General features: G+C 70.8%; 16 protein-coding genes. 2 read left to right on the forward strand and 14 right to left on the reverse strand.

Annotation, left to right across the window (positions count from 1 at the left end; all coding sequences use genetic code 11):
- Nucleotides 1-359 precede the first annotated feature (359 nt).
- Nucleotides 360-719, forward strand: coding sequence for a DUF779 domain-containing protein (locus ABT367_RS34305; RefSeq protein ID WP_352257192.1), 360 nt, complete (start codon nucleotides 360-362; stop codon nucleotides 717-719).
- A gap of 47 nt (nucleotides 720-766) precedes the next feature.
- Here ABT367_RS34305 and ABT367_RS34310 read toward each other — a convergent pair whose 3' ends face one another.
- From ABT367_RS34310 to ABT367_RS34345, 8 genes are all read right to left on the reverse strand, one after another.
- Nucleotides 767-961: a hypothetical protein gene (locus tag ABT367_RS34310; RefSeq protein WP_165334980.1), complete on the reverse strand. Its 195-nt coding sequence runs from the start codon at nucleotides 959-961 to the stop codon at nucleotides 767-769.
- Between the two features lie 142 nt (nucleotides 962-1,103).
- Nucleotides 1,104-1,970, reverse strand: coding sequence for a phosphatidylinositol-specific phospholipase C/glycerophosphodiester phosphodiesterase family protein (locus ABT367_RS34315; protein ID WP_352257193.1), 867 nt, complete (start codon nucleotides 1,968-1,970; stop codon nucleotides 1,104-1,106).
- A gap of 139 nt (nucleotides 1,971-2,109) precedes the next feature.
- On the reverse strand, nucleotides 2,110-3,489 hold the full coding sequence (locus ABT367_RS34320; protein ID WP_352257194.1) for a ribulose-bisphosphate carboxylase: 1,380 nt from the start codon (nucleotides 3,487-3,489) through the stop codon (nucleotides 2,110-2,112).
- A 57-nt stretch (nucleotides 3,490-3,546) separates the two neighbouring features.
- Complete coding sequence (locus ABT367_RS34325) at nucleotides 3,547-4,584, reverse strand: 2-hydroxyacid dehydrogenase (protein ID WP_352257195.1); 1,038 nt, start codon at nucleotides 4,582-4,584, stop codon at nucleotides 3,547-3,549.
- A gap of 48 nt (nucleotides 4,585-4,632) precedes the next feature.
- The gene (locus ABT367_RS34330) at nucleotides 4,633-5,256 is read right to left on the reverse strand and encodes a histidine phosphatase family protein (protein ID WP_352257196.1); all 624 of its coding nucleotides are present in this window, start codon (nucleotides 5,254-5,256) and stop codon (nucleotides 4,633-4,635) included.
- On the reverse strand, nucleotides 5,253-6,746 hold the full coding sequence (locus ABT367_RS34335; protein ID WP_352257197.1) for an FGGY-family carbohydrate kinase: 1,494 nt from the start codon (nucleotides 6,744-6,746) through the stop codon (nucleotides 5,253-5,255). Before ABT367_RS34335 ends, ABT367_RS34330 begins: the two co-directional genes overlap by 4 nt.
- Nucleotides 6,736-8,271, reverse strand: coding sequence for an FGGY-family carbohydrate kinase (locus ABT367_RS34340; protein WP_352257198.1), 1,536 nt, complete (start codon nucleotides 8,269-8,271; stop codon nucleotides 6,736-6,738). Before ABT367_RS34340 ends, ABT367_RS34335 begins: the two co-directional genes overlap by 11 nt.
- 4 nt (nucleotides 8,272-8,275) lie before the next feature.
- Nucleotides 8,276-9,610: an MFS transporter gene (locus ABT367_RS34345; RefSeq protein ID WP_352257199.1), complete on the reverse strand. Its 1,335-nt coding sequence runs from the start codon at nucleotides 9,608-9,610 to the stop codon at nucleotides 8,276-8,278.
- 293 nt (nucleotides 9,611-9,903) lie between these two features.
- Here ABT367_RS34345 and ABT367_RS34350 point away from each other — a divergent pair, with 293 nt between their 5' ends.
- A complete protein-coding gene (locus ABT367_RS34350) occupies nucleotides 9,904-10,734 on the forward strand; it encodes a DeoR/GlpR family DNA-binding transcription regulator (RefSeq protein WP_352257200.1) in 831 nt (276 codons plus the stop codon).
- 38 nt (nucleotides 10,735-10,772) lie between these two features.
- Here ABT367_RS34350 and ABT367_RS34355 read toward each other — a convergent pair whose 3' ends face one another.
- The 6 genes from ABT367_RS34355 to ABT367_RS34380 all read right to left on the reverse strand — a co-directional run bounded on the left by ABT367_RS34355 (nucleotide 10,773) and on the right by ABT367_RS34380 (nucleotide 17,808).
- Nucleotides 10,773-11,429 carry an ABC transporter ATP-binding protein gene (locus tag ABT367_RS34355; protein WP_352257201.1) on the reverse strand — a complete coding sequence of 219 codons (657 nt, stop codon included), beginning with the start codon at nucleotides 11,427-11,429 and terminating at the stop codon, nucleotides 10,773-10,775.
- A complete protein-coding gene (locus ABT367_RS34360) occupies nucleotides 11,422-12,405 on the reverse strand; it encodes an ABC transporter ATP-binding protein (RefSeq protein ID WP_352257202.1) in 984 nt (327 codons plus the stop codon). The genes ABT367_RS34355 and ABT367_RS34360 overlap by 8 nt, the downstream gene beginning before the upstream one ends.
- Nucleotides 12,405-13,298, reverse strand: a complete 894-nt coding sequence (locus ABT367_RS34365; protein ID WP_352257205.1) for an ABC transporter permease — start codon at nucleotides 13,296-13,298, stop codon at nucleotides 12,405-12,407. The genes ABT367_RS34360 and ABT367_RS34365 overlap by 1 nt, the downstream gene beginning before the upstream one ends.
- Before the next feature lie 46 nt (nucleotides 13,299-13,344).
- On the reverse strand, nucleotides 13,345-14,310 hold the full coding sequence (locus ABT367_RS34370; protein WP_352257206.1) for an ABC transporter permease: 966 nt from the start codon (nucleotides 14,308-14,310) through the stop codon (nucleotides 13,345-13,347).
- A 32-nt stretch (nucleotides 14,311-14,342) separates the two neighbouring features.
- Nucleotides 14,343-15,944 carry an ABC transporter substrate-binding protein gene (locus ABT367_RS34375; protein ID WP_352257203.1) on the reverse strand — a complete coding sequence of 534 codons (1,602 nt, stop codon included), beginning with the start codon at nucleotides 15,942-15,944 and terminating at the stop codon, nucleotides 14,343-14,345.
- A gap of 118 nt (nucleotides 15,945-16,062) precedes the next feature.
- A complete protein-coding gene (locus ABT367_RS34380; RefSeq protein WP_352257204.1) occupies nucleotides 16,063-17,808 on the reverse strand; it encodes a putative Ig domain-containing protein in 1,746 nt (581 codons plus the stop codon).
- Nucleotides 17,809-18,749 lie beyond the last annotated feature (941 nt).

An 18,749-nucleotide genomic window follows, 5' to 3' on the forward strand; every position in this document is an offset into this window, starting at 1 on the left:
GCGGCGGCGCACGCACCCGCCCAGTCCCCGGCGGTACGCCGGGCCGTGGCGGTCTCGATCATGGTGGACGGCACGGCGAACTCGCGCACGCGCAGCCAGAACGCGAGCCGGTCGTCGCCGGCCGCGGCTGGGGTTCGGGTTCCGGTCTCGGTGAGCATCAGCACTCACCTTGAGCGGACCGGACCCCCCATCTGCTCACCGAGTGAGCTGCGTAGGTCGTCATCGTCCGCGAGCTTAGCCGGAGCGGCGGCCGCGGCGACAGTGAATTAAATCCCGGGCGGACATGGCCAGTCGGGCCCGCAGCGACGAGACTGAAGCGGTGAGCACCTGAGCCGCGAAGGCCGTCGAAGGAGGCCCCCATGACCACGGACGCTCCCCGTGTGGAGCTCACCCCCGCGGCCACCGAACTGCTGCAGAAGCTGCGTGCGCTCCATGGCCCGCTGATGTTCCACCAGTCCGGCGGCTGCTGTGACGGCAGTTCGCCCATGTGCTATCCGGCCGGCGAGTTCCGCACCGGCGACTCCGATGTGCTGCTCGCGTCGCTCGCCGTGGACGAGGTGGCCGAGCCCATCGGGTTCTGGATGTCCAAGAGCCAGTACGAGGTGTGGAGTCACACCCGGCTGATCGTCGACGTGGTCGAAGGCCGCGGCGGCGGGTTCTCGCTCGAGGCGCCGGAAGGCGTCAGGTTCCTCATCCGGTCCCGGATGCTCGGCACATGACCGAGGCGGGCGCCGGCTGAGGTTGTCCTCATGGATTCAGGTCGCCGTCATGGATTCAGGTTGCTGACGATGTTCGCGGTTGCCGTGAGCCCGTTCTGGATGGTCGGCGCCATGCTGGTGCTCGCGAGGTAGAAGCCGAGCAGGACGCAGACGAGCGCATGCGTGATCTTCAGCGCCCCGTTGCGCAGGAACACGATCGCGAGGATGAGCAGCAGCAGTACAACTGACACCGAAATGGCCATCGTCCGGACTCCCTACGCGCCTCCGCCACGTCAACTCCGTGGCGTTTTCGCCGTCAGTGTGGCGTGGCGGAGGGGCCGTACGGTCGACTGACATGTCCTCCGAACGTGTGTTGACGGGGAGTGACGATCCCCGCAGGGCCGTTCAGCGCCGGTCGTAGGCGTCCAGGAAGGCTTCGAGCGCGACGAGGTCGTCGGTGTTGAGGTGGTCCGCGTCGGCGGCGATCAGCTCCAGCCAGACGGCGCCGCGCTCCGGACCGGGCAGATCGGGCGTCGCCCAGAACCGCACCCGCTGGCCCCGGCTGTGCGCGGCGCCGACGATCCGGTGCAGCTTGGTGCGCTCGCCGGCCGGCATCGGGCCCGCGCCCTGCCAGGTGAAGTGGTTGTTCCAGTTGTCGCTGATCAGCGGGATGAACGAGGCGGGCGCGGGTCCTTCGAGGTCGGCCATCCGGCCGTCGTAGAACGCGTACCGCACCTGCTGCGCCTCCATCGGCGCCCGCGCCGACCGGTCCCCTGAGATCACGGCGGTGACGGCCCCCGGACGCACCTTTCCGTGCGCGTACGTGGTGAACAGGCGCCGGTGGCGGTGGAGTTGCCGGTGCAGCTCGGCGTAGGCGGCGACCCCGTCGGCCTTGATGTCGATCAGGAGCTGAACGGGCTTGTGGTGGCCCCGGTACACCGAGCCGTGATTGCGGCGCACCCGCTCGGCCAGCGGCTTCAGATACAGCGAGGCGAGCGTGCGGGACGGATCGAGGTCCACCGGGTCGTGGGCGACGAGGAGTTCGCCGTCTACGAGGAAGATGTCCGCCTCGACGCTGGTGAAGCGGTGGTCGAGGGCGTCGTGCAGCGGGCGGGTGTGCAGATAGTCGTTGTGCGCGTGGGCCCGCCGCAGCGGCTTTCTGCGCTGCGGTCCGCCTCCTGTCGCCTGTGCGTACGAGGGGACGGCGACCGATCCGGCGAGTGCTGCGGCGACGGTCGTGACGGCTGTGCGGCGCGTGACTGTTAAGGCCATGACTGCGGTACCTCCCGGAACGACGGACGGGCGGGACCGAGTATGCGGTCCCGCCCGTCCCGAAGGGCAGTGGGCTGCCGGAAGTTGGCCGAGGCTTCAGTCGGCGGCCGGCTGATCGACTGCTCGAAGCCCTGGCCGACTACTTGACGCCGAGCTCGTCGCGCCAGTTCGGGAAGAGCCGGTCGGCGTCTTTCTGGAAGGACTCGAACGCGCCCTTGAGCTCCGCGTGGTCCTTGGCGTACTCGGTGAGCTTGACGCCCTGCTGCCACGCGTCCTGCGCCTGACGCAGCGACTTGGCGCCCGCCGTGCCGCCGTCCTTGTGGCCGAAGGCGCCGCCGCCCGAGGTCTGGATCACGTTGGAGTGGCCCAGGTTGTCGAAGAAGCCGGGCAGGCGCAGGGCGTTCATGCCGCCGGAGATGATCGGGGTCGTGGACTTCATGCCCAGCCACTCCTGGTGGAAGTACGGTCCGTCGGCCGCGTCCTGCTCCAGCATGAACGCGATGGCCTTGTCGGCGGCGTCGCCCTCCATCTTGCCGAAGCCCATGGTGCCGGTGTGCATACCGGAGGCGCCCTGGAGGCGGGTCATCTTGCAGTGCACGAACGAGGTGTAGCCGCGCTGCGACTGCGGGCTGGTGACGGCGCCGTGCCCTGCCCGGTGGAAGTGCAGGAACTGGTTCGGGAAGTTGCGGCGTGCGGTCGTGACGGCCGTCGGGCCCGCGACGTAGCCGTCGACGAGGAAGGCGACGTGCGAGGCGTTCTCGCCGAAGGTCTCCAGGATGTACTCACCGCGGGCGATCATCTCGGCCGGGTCGTCGGCGGTGATGTTGGCGGAGAACAGCTTCGCCTCGCCGGTCGCCTCCTGGGCGCGGCGCATCGCGTCGGCCACGCATGTGATGGTCTCCTTCAGCGGCGCGAAGACCTGGTTGCCCTGCGGCTCGTCGTTCTTGATGAAGTCGCCGCCGAGCCAGAAGTCGTGGCAGGCGTCCGCGAACGGCTGCGGGCGCAGACCGAGCTTCGGCTTGATGATGGTGCCGACGACCATGCCGCCGTCGACGACCGGGCGGCCGAGGACGCGCCACATGTCCTGGATGTTCATCGAGGGGCCGTCGAACAGGCGCAGGTAGGCCGGCGGTACGTAGAAGTCGTGCATCTTGGCGTACTCGACGTCGCCCATGCCCTGGTTGTTGCCGATGCACAGGGTCAGGAAGGACGCGAGCATCGCGCGGCCGTCGATGATGTTGCGGTCGAAGAGCTCGATCGGGTACGCGATCTTCATGAGCTCCCTGGCCTCGTCCACCTCGTAGACGAGTGCGTCGACGCCCTTGGTGAACTCGTCCGTGGTGCACACCTCGACGTTGGTGCCGGTGGAGGATTCGGCGGCGAAGTGGGCGGCGGTGGCCAGGAAGCCGTCGTAACCGGCCTTCGGCTTCATCGTGTAGGCGCACAGGACGTGCCGGCCGCCCTTGATGAGCTCCTGCTCGTCGAGATCGAGGCGGGAGTAGCGGGTCGTCTGGTCCATGGTTCTTCTCCTGGGAATTCTTCGATACGTACGGGCTGACCGGAGGCGTACGGGCGCTCAGCCCTCGAGGACCTCGGGGTTGGCGCAGTGCGCGAGCGGCTCACCGCGCAGATAGCGGCCGACCTCGCCCGCGACGATGCGGGCCGCCTTGTGCGCGACCTCCTGGCTGCCGCCCGCGATATGCGGGGTCATCACGATCCCGGGGGTGGTGAGCAGGCGCGATCCGGCAGGGACGGGCTCCTCGGGGAAGACGTCGAAACCGGCGCCCGAGAGCTGCCCGGAGTCGATGGCGTCGCAGACCGCGTCGTAGTCGAGCAGCGCGCCGCGGGCGCAGTTGACGAGCACGGAGCCGCGCGGCATCTTCGCGAGCTGCTCGGCGCCGATCATGCCCGTGGTCTCCTCCGTGGCGCGAGCGTGGAGGGAGACGATGCGGGAGCGGGTGAGCAGTTCGTCGAGCGTTACCAACTGGGCTATGCCCTCTACCAGTTCGGGCTTCACATACGGGTCGAAGACGAGGACCTCGGCGCCCATCGCCTCGAGGACCTTGGCGACCCGGGAGCCGATCGCCCCGTAGCCGATGAGACCGACGGTGGCGCCCTCGATCTCGATGCCGCAGTTGTCGTAGTCGTAGTAGTCGCCGCGCCAGGTGCCGTTCCGCATCTCGACGTGGGTGTCACCCACTCCGCGCGCGGCGGCGAGCAGCAGGGTCAGGGTGTGCTCGGCGGTGGCGACGGCGTTGCGGCCCGGTGCGTAGCAGACGGCGACGCCATGCTTCGTGGCCGCCTCGAGGTTGGCGTTTACCGGGCCGCCACGGCTGATGCACATCAGCTTCAGGTCCGGGCAGGCGGCGAGGATGCGCTCGGTGAGCGGGGCGAGCTGGGTGACGCAGACCTCGACGCCCTGCAGCGCCTCGATCAGCTCGTCCTCGGTGCCGGAGGCCTCGATGACCTCGGCGACCTGGCCGAAGGGGGTGTGGGGCCAAGGGAGCTTGATCTCCGTGACGTCCACCGCTCCGTCGGTGGCCTGCTTGACCTCGCCCACGAGGAGGTGCGGAAGGACGAAGTGGTCGCCCGCTGCGAGGACCTTGGTGCTCATGAGGGGGTGCTCCTTGGGTGGTGCAGTGTGGGGGGTGTGCGGGGTTGGTCAGTGGGCGCCGGGCCCGTAGGGGGCGTTGAACCTGAGCAGGGACGCCTGGCCGTCGCCGATCCGGATCTCGGTGAGGGTGCCGTTGTCCAGGACCGGGAAGACCCGCCGGTATTCGTCGGGGTCGATGCCGAGCAGCTCGCAGAGCAGCACGCGGTAGAGCGCGTTGTGCGCGACGGTCAGGACGCGGCCGCCGGGGTGTTCCGCGGCGATCTCGTCGAGCAGCTGCCGCGCCTGCCGGGCCGCGTCGCGCGGGTCGTTGCCGCCGGGGAGGTGGTCGGTGACGGGCCGCAGCACGAACCTCGCGAGCTCCTCGGGGAACACCGTGCGCATCTCGTCGATGCTCAGTCCTTCCCCGCGGCCGAAGTCCAGCTCCGACAGCCGGGCGTCCTCGCGCGGTTCGAGTCCGAGCGCGCGAGCCGCAGGTTCGGCCGTCAGCCGGGCCCGCGACAGCGGCGAGTGGTACACCGCGTCGATGCGCTGCTCCTTGGCCCAGGCTCCGAGTTCCTCGGCCTGGCGCCGGCCGCGTTCGGTGAGCGCCACGTCGGCGCGGCCCGCATAGCGGTTCTCCGCGTGCCAGACGGTCTCGCCGTGGCGTACGAGGATGAACTCGGTGGTGGTCATCGGGCCGCCCTCTCCTTCGCGTGTGCCGCCACGGACTCGTCGAGCCAGCCCCGGTGGACCAGTTCGCCGAGGAACTCCAGATAGCGCGGGGTCCAGCGCTCGTGCCGTGCGGCATCGGGCCGGAGCTCCTCGCCGGGTCGGACCATCGCGGCCGCGGCGTCCTGTACGGACACCCCGGCGGAGGTGGCCGCGAGGACCGCCATGCCGATGGCTCCCTCGGCCTGTTCGGGAAGGAGCACCGGGCGGCCGAGCACATCGGCCCGCAGCTTGCTCCAGTACCGGTTCTTCGCGCCGCCGCCGGTCAGCGTCAGCGGACCGTCGACGGGGGCGCCGAGCTGGTCGAGGTAGTCGAAGCAGAGGCGTTCGATGAACGCGACACCCAGGAGGTACGCGTGGAAGCGCTCGGCCTCGCCGTCCGGCTCACCGAGCACGAAGCCCTCGGCCCGGGGTGCGCGGAACGGGAAGCGCTCGCCTCCGGTGGACACCAGCGGATACGCGACGGCGTCGCTGCCGGACTCGGCGGCCCGGGCGGTGAGTTCGTCGAGGTCGGCGCCCTGGAACTCGCGCGAGATCACTCCGGCGCCGCTGCTGGACGCGCCGCCCGGCAGCCAGCTCTCGCCGGGGCCGCGGTGGCAGTAGACGACGCCGTTCGGGTCCCGTACGAGATGCGGGCTCATGCCCTTGAACACCAGGGTCGTGCCGAGCACGGCGTTCCACGCGCCCGGGGTCAGCGCGCCCGCACCGATCTGGGCCGCGCAGCCGTCCGTCATGCCCGCGACGATCGCGGTGCCTTCCGGGATGCCGGTGGCTGCGGCGGCCTCGGCGCACACGGTGCCGATGACCGTTCCGGGGCGTACGACCTCGGGCAACAGCTCGGCGGGGACGCCGAGTTCGGCCATGACCTCCTCCGGCCAGCGCTCCTCGGTGAGGTGGTAGCCGGTCTTGAGGGCGTGGCTGGCGTCGCTCGCCACCTGACGGCCGGCGAGCCGCCAGGTCACGAGGTCGGTCTGATGCAGCAGCCGGACCCCTGTACCGGCTGCTGCAACTTTGCGATCCAGGAGCCAGAGCAGCTTGGGCAGCGCCCAGGAGGGCTGCATCGAGCGGTAGCCGAGCTCCTGCCAGACGGGCTCGCCCGCCTGGTTGGCGCGCACGGCCTGGTCGGCGGCGCGCCCGTCGTCGTACATGAGGCCGCGGGTCAGCGGGGCCCCGTCCGCGCCGGCGAGCAGGATCGTGCCCGAAGTGCCGTCGAGGGCAAGGCCCTTGATCCGGGCCGGTTCGATTCCGGCGAGTGCCTCGCGGCTCGCCTCGGCGAGCGCGCTCCACCACTGCTCGGGGTCCTGCTCATGCCGCTTGCCGTCGCGGTGGCTGGTCAGCGGGCGCGAGGCGGCGGCGAGTACCCGGCCCGTGGAGTCGACGGCGACACAGCGCGCGGACTGGGTGCCGAGGTCGAGGCCGAGCCAGACTGCGTCGGGGGCGAGTTCAGGCTGCACGGAGAGCTCCTTCGAGACCCGCGCCGTCGCGCGGACCGGGGACGGGGAGGGTGCGGCCGGACGACCAGCCGGCCTCGCGGGCGAGGGTGCGCCAGGTGAGGAAGTCCTCGTAGCGGGCCGCATAGAACGGGGACCACTTCGGGTGCGGCTCCCAAGTCGACGTCATCCGTACGTACTTGGCGGCCGCGCTGTGCATCGAGGACTCGGCCCCGGAGAGCACCAGACCGGTCAGGAACGCGCCCTTGGCGCCCAGTTCCGTGTCTCCGGAGCGCGCGGTCGGCACTCCGGTGGCGTCCGCGATCAGCTGGCACCAGTCGTCGTTGTTGGCGCCGCCGCCGCAGAGCCTGAGCTCGGTGACGGTCGTACGGGAGGCGACGAGGGAGTCGCGCAGGATCAGCGAGAGCCCCTCGAAGACCGAACGGGCCACGTCGGCGCGGCTGTGCTCCAGGGAGAGGCCCCAGAAGGCGCCGCGCGCGCTCGGGTCGAGGAACGGCGCACGCTCACCGGCCGGCGACAGATACGGCAGGAAGGACAGGCCCTTCGCGCCGGGCTCCGCCTTGAAGGCCAGCCTGCCGAGCTTCGGCGGCCCGTCGAGGTCGAGCAACTGTGAGGCCCAGACGAGGACTTCGGCGCCGTTCAGCGTGGGGAAGGCGCGCAGCACCCGTTCCCGGCCGCGGTAGGCGATGTTGATCCCTGACGGCTCACCGCTGGTGTCGACCTCGTGGCGGACGATCTCGGTGCAGAGCGTGGTGCCGAGGATCGAGCAGGCCTGGCCCGGGTTGACGACGCCCACGCCGCGGGCGGTGGAGGCGATGTCGTACGGGGCCATGACCACCGGAAGGCCCTCGGGAAGCCCGAGTTGTCCGGCGGCCGCACGGGTGATCTCGGCGATGCGCTCCTCCTCGCCCAGCACCTTGGGAAGGAGACGGCGGTAGGCGGAGAGGCCGAAGAGATCGATGATCTCGTCGTCGTAGTCGCCGGTGGTGTGGTTCAGGAACGGAGCCGACGCATCGGACTCGTCCATCGCCATCACGCCGGTGAGGTGGTAGAAGAGCCAGCCTGCGGCGGTCAGCGAGGAGGCCGAGCGGGCCAGACGCTGCGGATCGTGCGAACCGAGCCAGCTGAACACGGCGTTGGGCATACCGCTGCAAGTGAGCGAGCCGTTGCGGCGGAACGCGTCCTCGAGGACGCCGTCCCGCTCCCAGCGCGTGAGGATCTCACCGGCGCGGCCGTCCGACCAGAGGATGGCGGGTCCGGTGGGCCTGCCGTGCTGGTCGACCAGCCAGGCACCGTCGCCCTGTGCGGTGAAGGTGACGAGCCAGACCGGATCGTCGATGTCCGAGAGGGCGTTGCGGACGGTGTAGACGACCGCGTTCCACACGGTGTCCATGTCCTGCTCGGCCCAGCCGGGGTGGCGGCGCAGGACCTCGGTGCCGATCCGCGATACGGCGAGTTCGGTGCCGTTGTCGTCGAACACGACGGACTTGATCATCGTGGTGCCGACGTCGATGGCGAGTACCGACATGGGGTCACAGTCCCTTCGGGGAAGTGGCGGCGGCCAGGTCACGGCCGTGCGCTGCGGGCTGTGGCAGGAGGTCCACCGTGTCCTCGGCGGGGGTGGTGGTCTTCAGGAGGAGGGTCAGTACGGCGCTGACCGCGTGGTATCCGGCGAAGATCCAGGTGACGCCGCCGACGCCGATCGGGCCGAGGAAGAGGCTCACGGTCAGCGGGCCGAGGAACGTGGACGCTCCGGCGCCGAGGTTCAGTGCGGCCATGGCCTGCCCCTTGTGGCGGGGCGCGATCGCCGTCATCAGGGCCGAGAGCGGGACGTATCCGGAGAGCGTGGCGCCGTAGAAGACCGCGACGAGCAGGCACAGGGCGTAGGAGGAACCGACCGCGCTCGGCACGTAGTAGAGGATCAGGGTGGACAGGGTGCAGCCGATGCCGCCGCAGTAGGCGACGGTGGTGCGCCAGCCGATGCGGTCGCCGATGACGCCGAACATCAGGTTGGTGAAGATGTTGGTGCCGAACATGACGGCCACCAGGCGCAGCCACTGCTCGTTGCTGAGCCCCACGGTGTTCACGAACCAGACCGGCAGCATGACCATGAAGCCGAACTGCGAGGCGGTGTTGAACATCCGGACCGCGGCGCCGGCGCCGACCCGCGGGTTGCGGTAGAGGATCGTCAGCGAGCCGACCAGACCGGCCATCGGCGACTCCCCCGGCGGGGCCAGCCGGGAGGAGCCGGTCTTCTCCTTGATCAGGAGCAGCGGCAGTACACCGCCGACCACCACGACACCGAGGGCGAACCACAGGGTGGTGTACTCGCCGACCACGGGGATCAGCAGGCTCGCGCAGAGCGAGCCGAGCGTGGGCATGCCGGCCGAGAAGGCGGACCAGAACCAGCCCATCGCGCTGCCCATCTGCTTCTGCGGGGCGACGGCGGCGATCCAGACGAGGAAGGCGTAGGCGAAGAGCGGGAAGGCGAGACCGCGCAGTGCGTAGGCGATCAGGAGCAGGCCGTAGGACTTGCTGGGTATCGCGACCGTCAGGAAGAAGACATGCGTGACGGCGAAGGTGATCAGACCCAGCCACATGACCTTGCGGGGACCCCACAGGTCGGACAGGGCGCCGGAGAACCAGGCGGCCACGGCTCCGGTGACGCCGTAGACGGTGAAGATCATCGCCACGCTCGAGGCGGCGATACCGAGGCCTTCGAGATACGGCGAGAGATAGCCGGCCTCGATGCCCACGCCGGTCATGAAGATCAGCAGGCCGAGATAGCCGTACGAGAGGGACTGCGGGATACCGAGGCGCCCGAGCGGACTCGGTGCCTGGTCCGTGCCGGGTTGCGCAGCCGGCATGGGGGTCTTCGTCATTGATTTCCCCGATCAGCGTCGATGAGTGAGGGACCGTGCGGGGCACGGTCGCCGGACCGGCGGCGACGGCGGTCCGTGTCCGGGGTGTCGGCGCTACCTCTCCGCTCCGGACATCACCGAGCTAACAAAACGGGCGAAACGACGGTCAACTTTCCGTAAACACCTCCCTTGGTGGGGCCGGGCGGCGGTGTGAGAAGGACCTACGGCCCCTGCCGCTGACCTGCGGCGGCGTCGGACCATCGAGTGAAGTGCCTGAGATCGTCACACGGGGAGTTCACATGGAACCGACGCCCGAGCAGTGCGTCGAGCCCGCACACAGCCCGGCCGGCACGGACCGCGCGGACGCACGCGACGCCCGGCGGCGGCAGATCCGGGAGGCCGTGATCTCACACGGCCTCGTCCGTTCGGCCGATCTGGCGGCGGAGCACGGCGTCTCGCTGATGACGATCCACCGCGATCTGGACCATCTCCAGGCACAGGGCTGGCTGCGCAAGACACGCGGCGGGGCCACGGGCATGTCGTCGGCGCACTTCCACGGCACGGTCGCCGACCGCGGCAACGCGATGCCGCAGACGAAACGGCAACTGGCCCGTGCGGCGGCCCGGCTGCTCGCCCCCGGTCAGACGGTGCTGCTCGACGACAGCACGACCTGCGCCCAGATGACGCGCCACTTCCGGGAGAGCACACCGCTGACGGTGATCACCAACTCGCTGCCGGTGCTCCAGCTGCTCTCCAAGGAGCAGGACATCCACCTGATCTCGCTCGGCGGGACCTACTTCCCCGCGTACGAGGCGTATATGGGCCTGCAGACCGCGGACAACGTCGAACGTTTCCACGCGGACGTGCTGTTCATGTCGACCACGGCGGTGACCAAGGGGCGGCTCTACCACACGTCCCCGGAGACGGTGCAGGTGAAGCGCGCGATGATGGCGGCCGCCGCGCGCCGTGTCCTGGTCGCGGACCATACGAAGTTCCTGCGCGACGGCCTGTACGCGCTCGCCCCGCTCACCGAGTTCGACCTGGTGGTGGTCGACGACGGCGTGCCCGCCGAGGAGATCAGGGCGATACGGAGCAAGGGCACCGATGTGCTGGTGGTGCCCCGGAGTTGACCTGGTGCATTCATGGCACCCGGAGTTGACCGCGCCGGTCAGGCGGTCAGCTCCGACCAGTGCACCGTCCGGTCGCACCAGCGCTCGAGGAGCACGCGGTCGTGGCCGACGGCGAGCAGGCCGGCGCCGCTGTCGGCGCGGTAGTCCTCGACGACCCGGACCAGAGCGGCCGTGGTGGAGGCGTCCAGCATCGCCGTCATCTCGTCGCAGACCAGCCAGCGCGGCCGCAGGATCAGCGCGCGGGCCACACAGGCGCGCTGCAGCTGTCCGTCGCTGACCTCGTGCGGACGCCGGCCGAGCAGGTCCTCGCCCAGTCCGACGCGTGCGGCGAACTCCCGTACACCGTCGGCCGCTTCGGCCGCCCGGCCGGTGGCCCGCAGCGGCTCCGCGATCAGGGCGGAAAGCGTCAGGCGCGGGTCGGCGGAGAGCCGCGGCTGCTGGAAGACGACGCCGAACGCGGTGCGCTGGGACCGCGGCGCACGGTGGCGCCAGCCGGTCGCCTCGGTGCCGTCGATGACGACCCGGCCCGCCTCGGGGCGGTGCAGCAGCGCGGCGACCCGGGCGAGCGTGGACTTGCCGCAGCCGCTGGGGCCGAGCAGTCCGACCGACTCGCCGGAGCGCACGCCGAGCGAGATGCCGGTGATGACGGGCTTGCGGGGCTCGTAGCCGGCGGTGATCGCGTCGAGCTCAAGCATGTTCGGCCTCCAGGGCCTCGGGGGCGTCGAGGCTCACGTGATGGCAGGCCACGGCGTCCTCGAACTGCGGCTGCACCCGGCACTTCTCGCTCACCCGCGTACAGCGCGCGGCGAAAGCGCAGCCCTCGGGCAGCGCGCCCAGCTCGGGCGGCATCCCGGGAATGGGCGTGAAGTTCCGCTCCGGCAGCGCGTCGAGCAGTCCCCGGGCGTACGGATGGCGCGGTCCGCGCGCACCGAAGAAGTCCTCGGCGTCGGCGATCTCGACGATCCGGCCCGCGTACATCACGGCGATACGGTCCGCGATCCGCTCGGCCGCCGCCAGATCGTGGGTGATCATCAGCAGGGCGCGGGAGTCGCCGGTGTGCCGGGCGAGTTCGTCGACGGTGCGCTCGACGAGGTCGCGGTCGAGTCCGGTGGTGGGTTCGTCGGCGAGCAGCAGCGGAGCGTCACCGATCAGGGCGAGCGCGGTCGCGGCGCGCTGGGCGAGACCACCGGAGAGTTCGTGCGGGTGACGGTCGAGGTGATCGGCGGGGAAGGAGGCCCGCTCGGCCGCTTCCTCCGCGGTCTGGCGCAGGGCCGCCCGTGGGGTGCGCAGCAATTCCCTCACGGTCTCCTCCAGTTGGGAGCGGACCGTGCGCACGGGCGTCAGATGCGCGGCGGGCGACTGCGGGACGAGGCCGACCTTGCGGCCCCGTATCGAGCGCGCGAGGGTGCGCTCGTCGGCGGCGAGCAGATCGGTCCCGCCGCTCAGCACGGCGGACCCGGCGGTCTCGGCGTTCTCGGGCAGGAGTCCGAGCAGCGCGGAGGCGAGCACGGACTTGCCGCACCCCGACTCCCCCACCAGGGCGAGCCGTTCACCGGCGGCCAGGGTGAAGTGGGCGTCGGTGACGGCCCGGATGAAGCGTCCGCCGCGCATACGGAACCGTACGGAAAGCCCTCTTACGTCCAGAACAGGCGCATCGCCAGGGGGCGCCATCACAGCATCAACTCCGATCGCCGGCGCGGATTCAGGCGTTCCCGCCAGGCGCCCGCGAGGCCCGCGATCGCCAGGGTCGGCACGATGATGAACAGGCCGGGGAAGAGCGTCGGCCACCAGTCCCCCGCCAGCAGCGAGCCGCGCGCGGACTGGACGAGGGTGCCGAGGCTTGCCTGATGGGTGGGGAGCCCGAGGCCGAGGAAGGACAGGGCGGACTCGTGCCAGATGGCGTGCGGCACCATCAGGACGGCGGCGAGACCCGCCTGCGGCAGCACGCCCGGCAGCAGATGGCGCACGGCCACCCGCATCCGTGAGGCACCGCCGGAGATCGCCGCGTCGACATAGGGACGCGAGCGCAGCGACAGGACTTCGGCGCGCACGATACGGGCGGTCGACAGCCAGTGCGTCAGCGCCACCGACACCACCACCGGCCACACCCCGGGCCGGAACATCGCCACGATGAAGATGCCGAGCAGCAGATGCGGCACGGACGAGAACAGGTCGACCAGACGCATCACAAGCCGGTCCACCCGCCCTCCGGCGGCCGCCGCGGCGGCACCGACCGCGGTCCCGATCACGGTGGCCACGACCGCCGCGACCAGTCCGACGAGCAGCGAGACGCGCAGCCCGTAGACACAGCGGAGCAGCAGATCACGCCCGACGTCGTCGGTGCCGAACGGATGTGCCAGGGACGGCGGTTGCAACTTGGCCGCGAGGTCCACGGCCTGCTCGTCGAGGTGCACGAGCGGCGGTACGAGCAGGACGGCGAGCACCACGGCGAGGGTGATCACCGCGGAGGTGCGGATACGCCAGGTCCTCGTGGAACGGCGGCGCACACCGCGTACGCGCCAAGCGATGCCGGCGGTCTCGGCCGTCGCAGTCTTCGAAGCCATCTCGGCCTTCGCCGTCTTCTCGGCCATTTCAGCCATTTCAGCCGTCTCAGCCATCGAAGCCCACCCTCGGGTCGGCGAGCCCGTAGAGCAGGTCCGCGACGAGATTGCCGAGCAGCACCGCGGCCGTGGCGAGCACGGTGAGGGCGGCAAGGAGCGGGAAGTCCACGGAGGTCGCCGCCTCGACGGTGGCGGCGGCGATGCCGGGCCAGCTGAAGACGGTCTCCACCAGGAGCGCCCCGGTGATGAGTTCGGGCACCCGCGACCCGATCAGTGTGAGCACCGGAAGCAGGCCGGAGCGCAGCGCGTGCCCGAGCAGCACGGTCCGCTCCGCGAGCCCGCGCGCACGGGCCCCGCGCACCGGGTCCTCCTCCAGGGCGTCGCCGACGCCCTGCCGTACGTACAACACGAACCAGGGCAGCTGCGAGACGGCCAGCACACAGGCGGGCAGCACGAGATGGTGGGCCACCTGCCCGGCGCCGACCACGGTCGAACCGGTGTCGGTGAGTCCGCCGGCCGGCAGCACCCCGAGCTTCAGGGCGAAGAACCACACGGCGAGCAGCCCCAGCCAGAACGGCGGCGCGGCCTCCAGGCCGTACGCGAGCGAGGTGACGGCGCGGTCCAGCCAGCCGCCGGTGCGACGCGCGGCGAGCACACCCAGCGCCGTGCCGAGCACGATCGCGAGCAGGAACGCGGTCGTGGCGAGCAGCACGGACCAGCCGAGCCGTTCCCCGATGACCTGGCCGACGGGCTGGCGCATCACCAGGGACTGGCCGAAGTCGCCGCCGAGGGCGGCGGTCAGCCAGTCCCACCAGCGGGTGACGAGCGGCTGGTCGACGCCGAGGTTGGCGCGCAGCTGGTCCAGGGTCTGCTCGGATGCGGTGAGTCCGCCCGTACCGGCATAGGCCTTGACCGGGTCGAAGGGCGAAGCGGCGGCGATCGCGAACACCCCGAAGGTGACGGCGAGCAGGACGGGGACGGCGGTCAGCGCCCGCCGCCCCGCCATGCGCGCCATCGGCGCCCAGGGGAGCTTGTGGGTACGGGAGGTCACTTCTTCGGCTGCCAGTCCTCGACGTTCCACCAGGGGCCGGTCGCGAAGCCGTGGTCGTGCGGTTCGACCTGGGTGGTGAGCGTCCCGAAGTGGTCGTTCACGACGTACACATGGTCGATGTGGGTGAGGAAGGTGTAGCCCGGGTTCTTCACGAGCTCACGCTGCACCGTGTCGTACGCGGCCTTGCGGTCGGCGTGGTCGTCGGTCTCGCGGGCCTTCTCGAGTGCCCGGTCGACGGCGGGGTTCTCGTAGAAGCCCATGTTGTTGAAGTCGTCGCCGCCCGCGAACTTCGAGTGCAGCATCGCGTACTGGTCGAAGTCCGGGTCGGCGGGCGCACCGCCGCCGGCGAGCACGGCGTCGCGGTCCATCCGCGGCTGGATGACCTCCCAGGTGCCGGCCTGAACCTTGATCTCGATGCCGGCCTTCTTGGCGTCGGAGGCGTAGGCGAGGGCGTGGTCCTGGCGGAGCTTGTCGCCGGACAGGTACCAGAGCGGGAAGGTGGCGCGCACGCCGTTCTTCTCACGGATGCCGTCGGAGCCCTTCCTCCAGCCGGCCTCGTCGAGGATCTCCCCGGCCTGCTTCAGGTCGTGGGCCCGCTCGGTGCCCTTGGTGAACCACTCGCTGTCGGTCGGCACCGGCCCGTAGGCCTCCTTCCCCGCACCGTCGAGGATCGCGTCGACCATGGCCTTGCGGTCGACGGCGACGTCGAGCGCGCGGCGGACGGCGGTGTCGCCCGCGACCTTGTTGCCGGTCGGCAGGGTCACCACGCGGTAGTCGAAGCTCGTCGCCTCGTACGTCTTCCTGGCCTTGTCGCCGGCGAAGGTCTTCGCCAGGTTCGGCGGCAGGATCGCACCGTCGAGGTCGCCGCTGCGCAGCCGCGTGGCGCGCACGTCGTCGTCCTTGATGATCGCCATGGTGAAGTTCTTCACCTTCGGCTCACCGCCCCAGTAACGGGGGTTGGCCTTGAAGGTGAGCTTCTCGCCCTTGGACCACTTCACCAGCGTGTACGGCCCGGTGCCGACGGGCTCGGTGGTGAGGTCGCCGGTGTTCACGTCCTGCTTGGAGGCGATGTGCGCGGGCGCGATGGCCTGCACGGTGCGCTCGGCGAACGGCGCGTACGGGTACTTCAGCTTGAAGACGACCTCGTCGGCACCCTTGGCCTCGACGCTCTTCAGGGCATCGAGCTCCGTCTTGTACGGGTTGTTGGTCTTCTCGTCGAGGATCGTCTCGTAGGTGTGGACGACGTCCTTCGCGGAGAACGGCTTCCCGTCGCTGAACTTCACACCGGTGCGCAGCTCGAAGGTGTACGTGAGACCGTCGGCGCTCTTCTTCGGCAGCTCGGCCGCGAGCGCGGGCTGGAGCTTCATGTCGGCGTCGTGCGTGAGCAGTCCGTCGAAGATCTTCGAGTTGCCGTCCTTGCCGTAGCCGAGCAGCGGGCTGAGCGTCTCGGGCTCGTAGGCGATTCCGACGACCGCCGAGTCCCCGGCGCTCGCGCCGCCGGACCCGCCTGTGCCGGGCGCGGAACACGCGGAGGCGGCGACCGCCAGTGCGGCGGTCGCCGCCACGGCGCCCGTTCCCCGTATCGCTGCGGCCCTCATGCCCACACCCCTGTTCAAGATCGACAGTTATTGCGAATGGTTCGCAAGTATGCCGCATGTAAGAGGTAGCCGGGTACTGCGGGTCGTACGACGGGCGCCTGATGAGCAGCACGCCGGATCAGTAGAAGATGAACCAGCTCACATCGGTGGAGGCCGTCCTGCCCGCTCCGTCCGTGACCGTGATCCGGCTGGTGGTCGAGCCCCACTTGGTGGGCGAGCCGGTGATCCGGCCCGACGCGCGGTCGATGCTCACGCCTGCGGGAAGGCCGACGGCGGTGAAGGTGCGGGCACCGCTGCCGCCCGAGGCGACGAGCTGGAGGTCGACCGCCTTGCCGATGTACGCGGTCTGACTGCCCGGATTCTGCAGCGACAGGGTGCCGCCCCCGTTGTCGCCGACCGTCCAAGTGAAGCGCGTGGAGCCGGTCTTGCCCGCGCTGTCGGTCGCCGTGACGGTCACGTTCGAGGTTCCTTCCGTGCTCGCGGCGCCGGAGATGGTGCCGCTCGACGCGTCGATGGCGAGGCCGGCGGGCAGGCCGCTCGCGCTCCAGGTGTACGGGGCGGTGCCACCCTCGGCACTGTTGGCGACCTCGGCCCGCTGCCCCACGGCGGTGTGCTGGTCGGAGACGGCGGCGACCGTGACCTCACCGGGTTGCGGCGTACCCGTGACGAGCGTCGCGGAGAACTTGCTCAGCGCCTCGTTGACCGGCTGGAAGATGGTGAAGGTCTCCCCGGAACTGCCGCAGGTGTTGCTGCCGCCGCCGGAATGGATGCCGACCGCCTTGCCGCCGGACGCGGACACGTAACTGCCGCCGGAGTCGCCGCCGGCCGAGCAGGCGTCGGTGTACGACAGGCCGTCGATGACGACGTTGCCGTAGTCGACGGACTGGTTCACCTGGGTCACTTCTCCGCAGCGGTACTGGCTGGTCTGGCCCGAGCGGCAGACCAGGGTTCCGACGGTGGCGTCCTGCGAGCCGGTGAGCGTGACATCGCTCTGGCCGTACCCCTCGACCCGGTTGCTGAGCGTCCAGCCGGCCTGATCGACATCGACGATGCCGAAGTCGCCCTCGCGGTTGTTGTAACTGCCGGTGCCGCCCTTGTTGGACGTGCCGACGCGCGTGCCGTCCTTGCCGTACGCGGCCTGGTTCACGTCGTTCGTGCAGTGTCCGGCGGTCACGAAGGCCTTCGCCCCGCCGGCCCGGGTCACGGAGAAGCCGATGGAGCAGGGGCTCTCGCTGCCGGGCACCCACTTCTCACCGCCGGCGACCTCACCGCCCTGCTGGCGTGGGGTGTCGGCCCCGGTCTCCACCCGCACACGGTCACCGAAGACCTTCAGCGCCTTCAGGAAACCGGGGTCCGCTTGTTCCGTCACCGCCACGCGGACGCGATTGTCGCGGACGTCGACTCCCCAACTGCGCACACCGTTCTTGCCGTTGCCGACCAGACGGGTGATCTCGTCGGCGACGGCGACGAGTTCGGGGCCGGAGTGCGCGACCTCGAGCGGGCGCGCTCCCGCCGCGCGGACCTCGGCCGCGTCCGCGTCACTGGTCACGGCGGCGGCGAGCCTGCCGCTGCCCGCGTCGAACCAGACACCGGCGAGGCGGTCGCCGAGTCCGCCGCGCAGGACCGTGGCCGTACGCTGCGCCGCGGCTTCGTCCGCGAGCCGCTCGGTGGCCTGCTGCCGGGTGAGACCCAGATCGCGCTGAACCGCCTCGACGAGGGCGGCGTCAGGACTGGGCGGTGCGGGTTCGGCCTGGGCGGAGTGCTGCAGCGCGCCGAGCGTCAGCAGGACGCCGGCGGCGGCCGCGCCCCAAGTGACGCCTCTACGGGGGCGATGTGCTCTGCGATGACCACGGGGGTGAGTCACAGGCGGTTCCTCTCGAAGTCGGGCCGGGGGGAGCCGTGCGGAGGTGGTGCGCCTGGCAGCGGAGAGGCCGCATCTGCTTGACGCAGACACGCCAGGCGCACGCCTGCAGCCTGCTCCTCCGGCGGCCGTGGAGCATGAGGGGAATCCCTTGCGCCTTGGGGGGGTTGGGCCCGGCGCCCCGTGCACCCCGGGTGCGTCGCCGAACCGTCGGCCGCGGGGCGGTCTCTTTGCCGGGTGCGGGTGGGTGGCGCCTGCGGTGTCGGTGGCGCGGTGCGGGTTGGTGGGGGCGCGGGTGGGCGCCTGCGGCGGGCGCCTTTCCCCTACCCGCCCCTTCCCGAAACTGGGGCTTCGCCCCAGACCCCATATCCGAACTTCGTCCGGATGTCCTCAAACGCCGGACGGGCTGAATGTGAACGCTCCGGCCAGGGTGGCGCGGGGCGGGCGGGGTTCGGAGGTGGGTGATGCAGGGGTGGGGCGGGGTCGGTTCCAGCGGTGGGTGGCGCGCGGGTGGGTCGGGGGTGGGCGGGGTTCCAGCGGTGGGTGGCGCGCGGGTGGGTCGGGGGTGGGCGGGTTCCAGAGGTGGGTGGCCCAGGGGTGGTGGGTTCGGGGGAAGGCGGGGTGAGGGGTTGGTGGGAGTCGGGGCGTTGCCGGTCCGTGACCTTGCGGGGGTCCGCCCCCTGCACCCTCGATGCTCGGACGAAGCAGCAGCCGCGTCCGACGGAGGCCGCCGCCACCGAGGGCGTGCCCCCACCGGCCGTCAGTCACCTAACGGCCTGAGGGCACGAGGGCGTTGGCGGTCCGTGGCACCCCACCGGCCATCAGCCGCGCGACGGCGGCACAGGACGACCCGGCGAACGCGGCACCCCCACCGGCCATCAGTCGCCCAACGGCCCGAGCGGACAGGAACGTTGCCGGTCCGTGGCACCCCACCGGCCATCAGC

Source organism: Streptomyces mesophilus, assembly GCF_040300965.1.
GTDB lineage: Bacteria > Actinomycetota > Actinomycetes > Streptomycetales > Streptomycetaceae > Streptomyces > Streptomyces mesophilus_A.

Excerpts from the sequence above, each read along its gene's own strand:
- ABT367_RS34325 (WP_352257195.1), bottom strand. The coding sequence starts at position 4,584 with ATGAGCACCAAGGTCCTCGCAGCGGGCGACCACTTCGTCCTTCCGCAC.
- ABT367_RS34330 (WP_352257196.1), bottom strand. The coding sequence starts at position 5,256 with ATGACCACCACCGAGTTCATCCTCGTACGCCACGGCGAGACCGTCTGG.
- ABT367_RS34340 (WP_352257198.1), bottom strand. The coding sequence starts at position 8,271 with ATGTCGGTACTCGCCATCGACGTCGGCACCACGATGATCAAGTCCGTC.
- ABT367_RS34320 (WP_352257194.1), bottom strand. The coding sequence starts at position 3,489 with ATGGACCAGACGACCCGCTACTCCCGCCTCGATCTCGACGAGCAGGAG.
- ABT367_RS34365 (WP_352257205.1), bottom strand. The coding sequence starts at position 13,298 with ATGGCTTCGAAGACTGCGACGGCCGAGACCGCCGGCATCGCTTGGCGC.
- ABT367_RS34310 (WP_165334980.1), bottom strand. The coding sequence starts at position 961 with ATGGCCATTTCGGTGTCAGTTGTACTGCTGCTGCTCATCCTCGCGATC.
- ABT367_RS34305 (WP_352257192.1), top strand. The coding sequence starts at position 360 with ATGACCACGGACGCTCCCCGTGTGGAGCTCACCCCCGCGGCCACCGAA.
- ABT367_RS34345 (WP_352257199.1), bottom strand. The coding sequence starts at position 9,610 with ATGCCGGCTGCGCAACCCGGCACGGACCAGGCACCGAGTCCGCTCGGG.
- ABT367_RS34360 (WP_352257202.1), bottom strand. The coding sequence starts at position 12,405 with ATGGCGCCCCCTGGCGATGCGCCTGTTCTGGACGTAAGAGGGCTTTCC.
- ABT367_RS34355 (WP_352257201.1), bottom strand. The coding sequence starts at position 11,429 with ATGCTTGAGCTCGACGCGATCACCGCCGGCTACGAGCCCCGCAAGCCC.
- ABT367_RS34350 (WP_352257200.1), top strand. The coding sequence starts at position 9,904 with ATGGAACCGACGCCCGAGCAGTGCGTCGAGCCCGCACACAGCCCGGCC.
- ABT367_RS34375 (WP_352257203.1), bottom strand. The coding sequence starts at position 15,944 with ATGAGGGCCGCAGCGATACGGGGAACGGGCGCCGTGGCGGCGACCGCC.
- ABT367_RS34315 (WP_352257193.1), bottom strand. The coding sequence starts at position 1,970 with ATGGCCTTAACAGTCACGCGCCGCACAGCCGTCACGACCGTCGCCGCA.
- ABT367_RS34370 (WP_352257206.1), bottom strand. The coding sequence starts at position 14,310 with ATGGCGCGCATGGCGGGGCGGCGGGCGCTGACCGCCGTCCCCGTCCTG.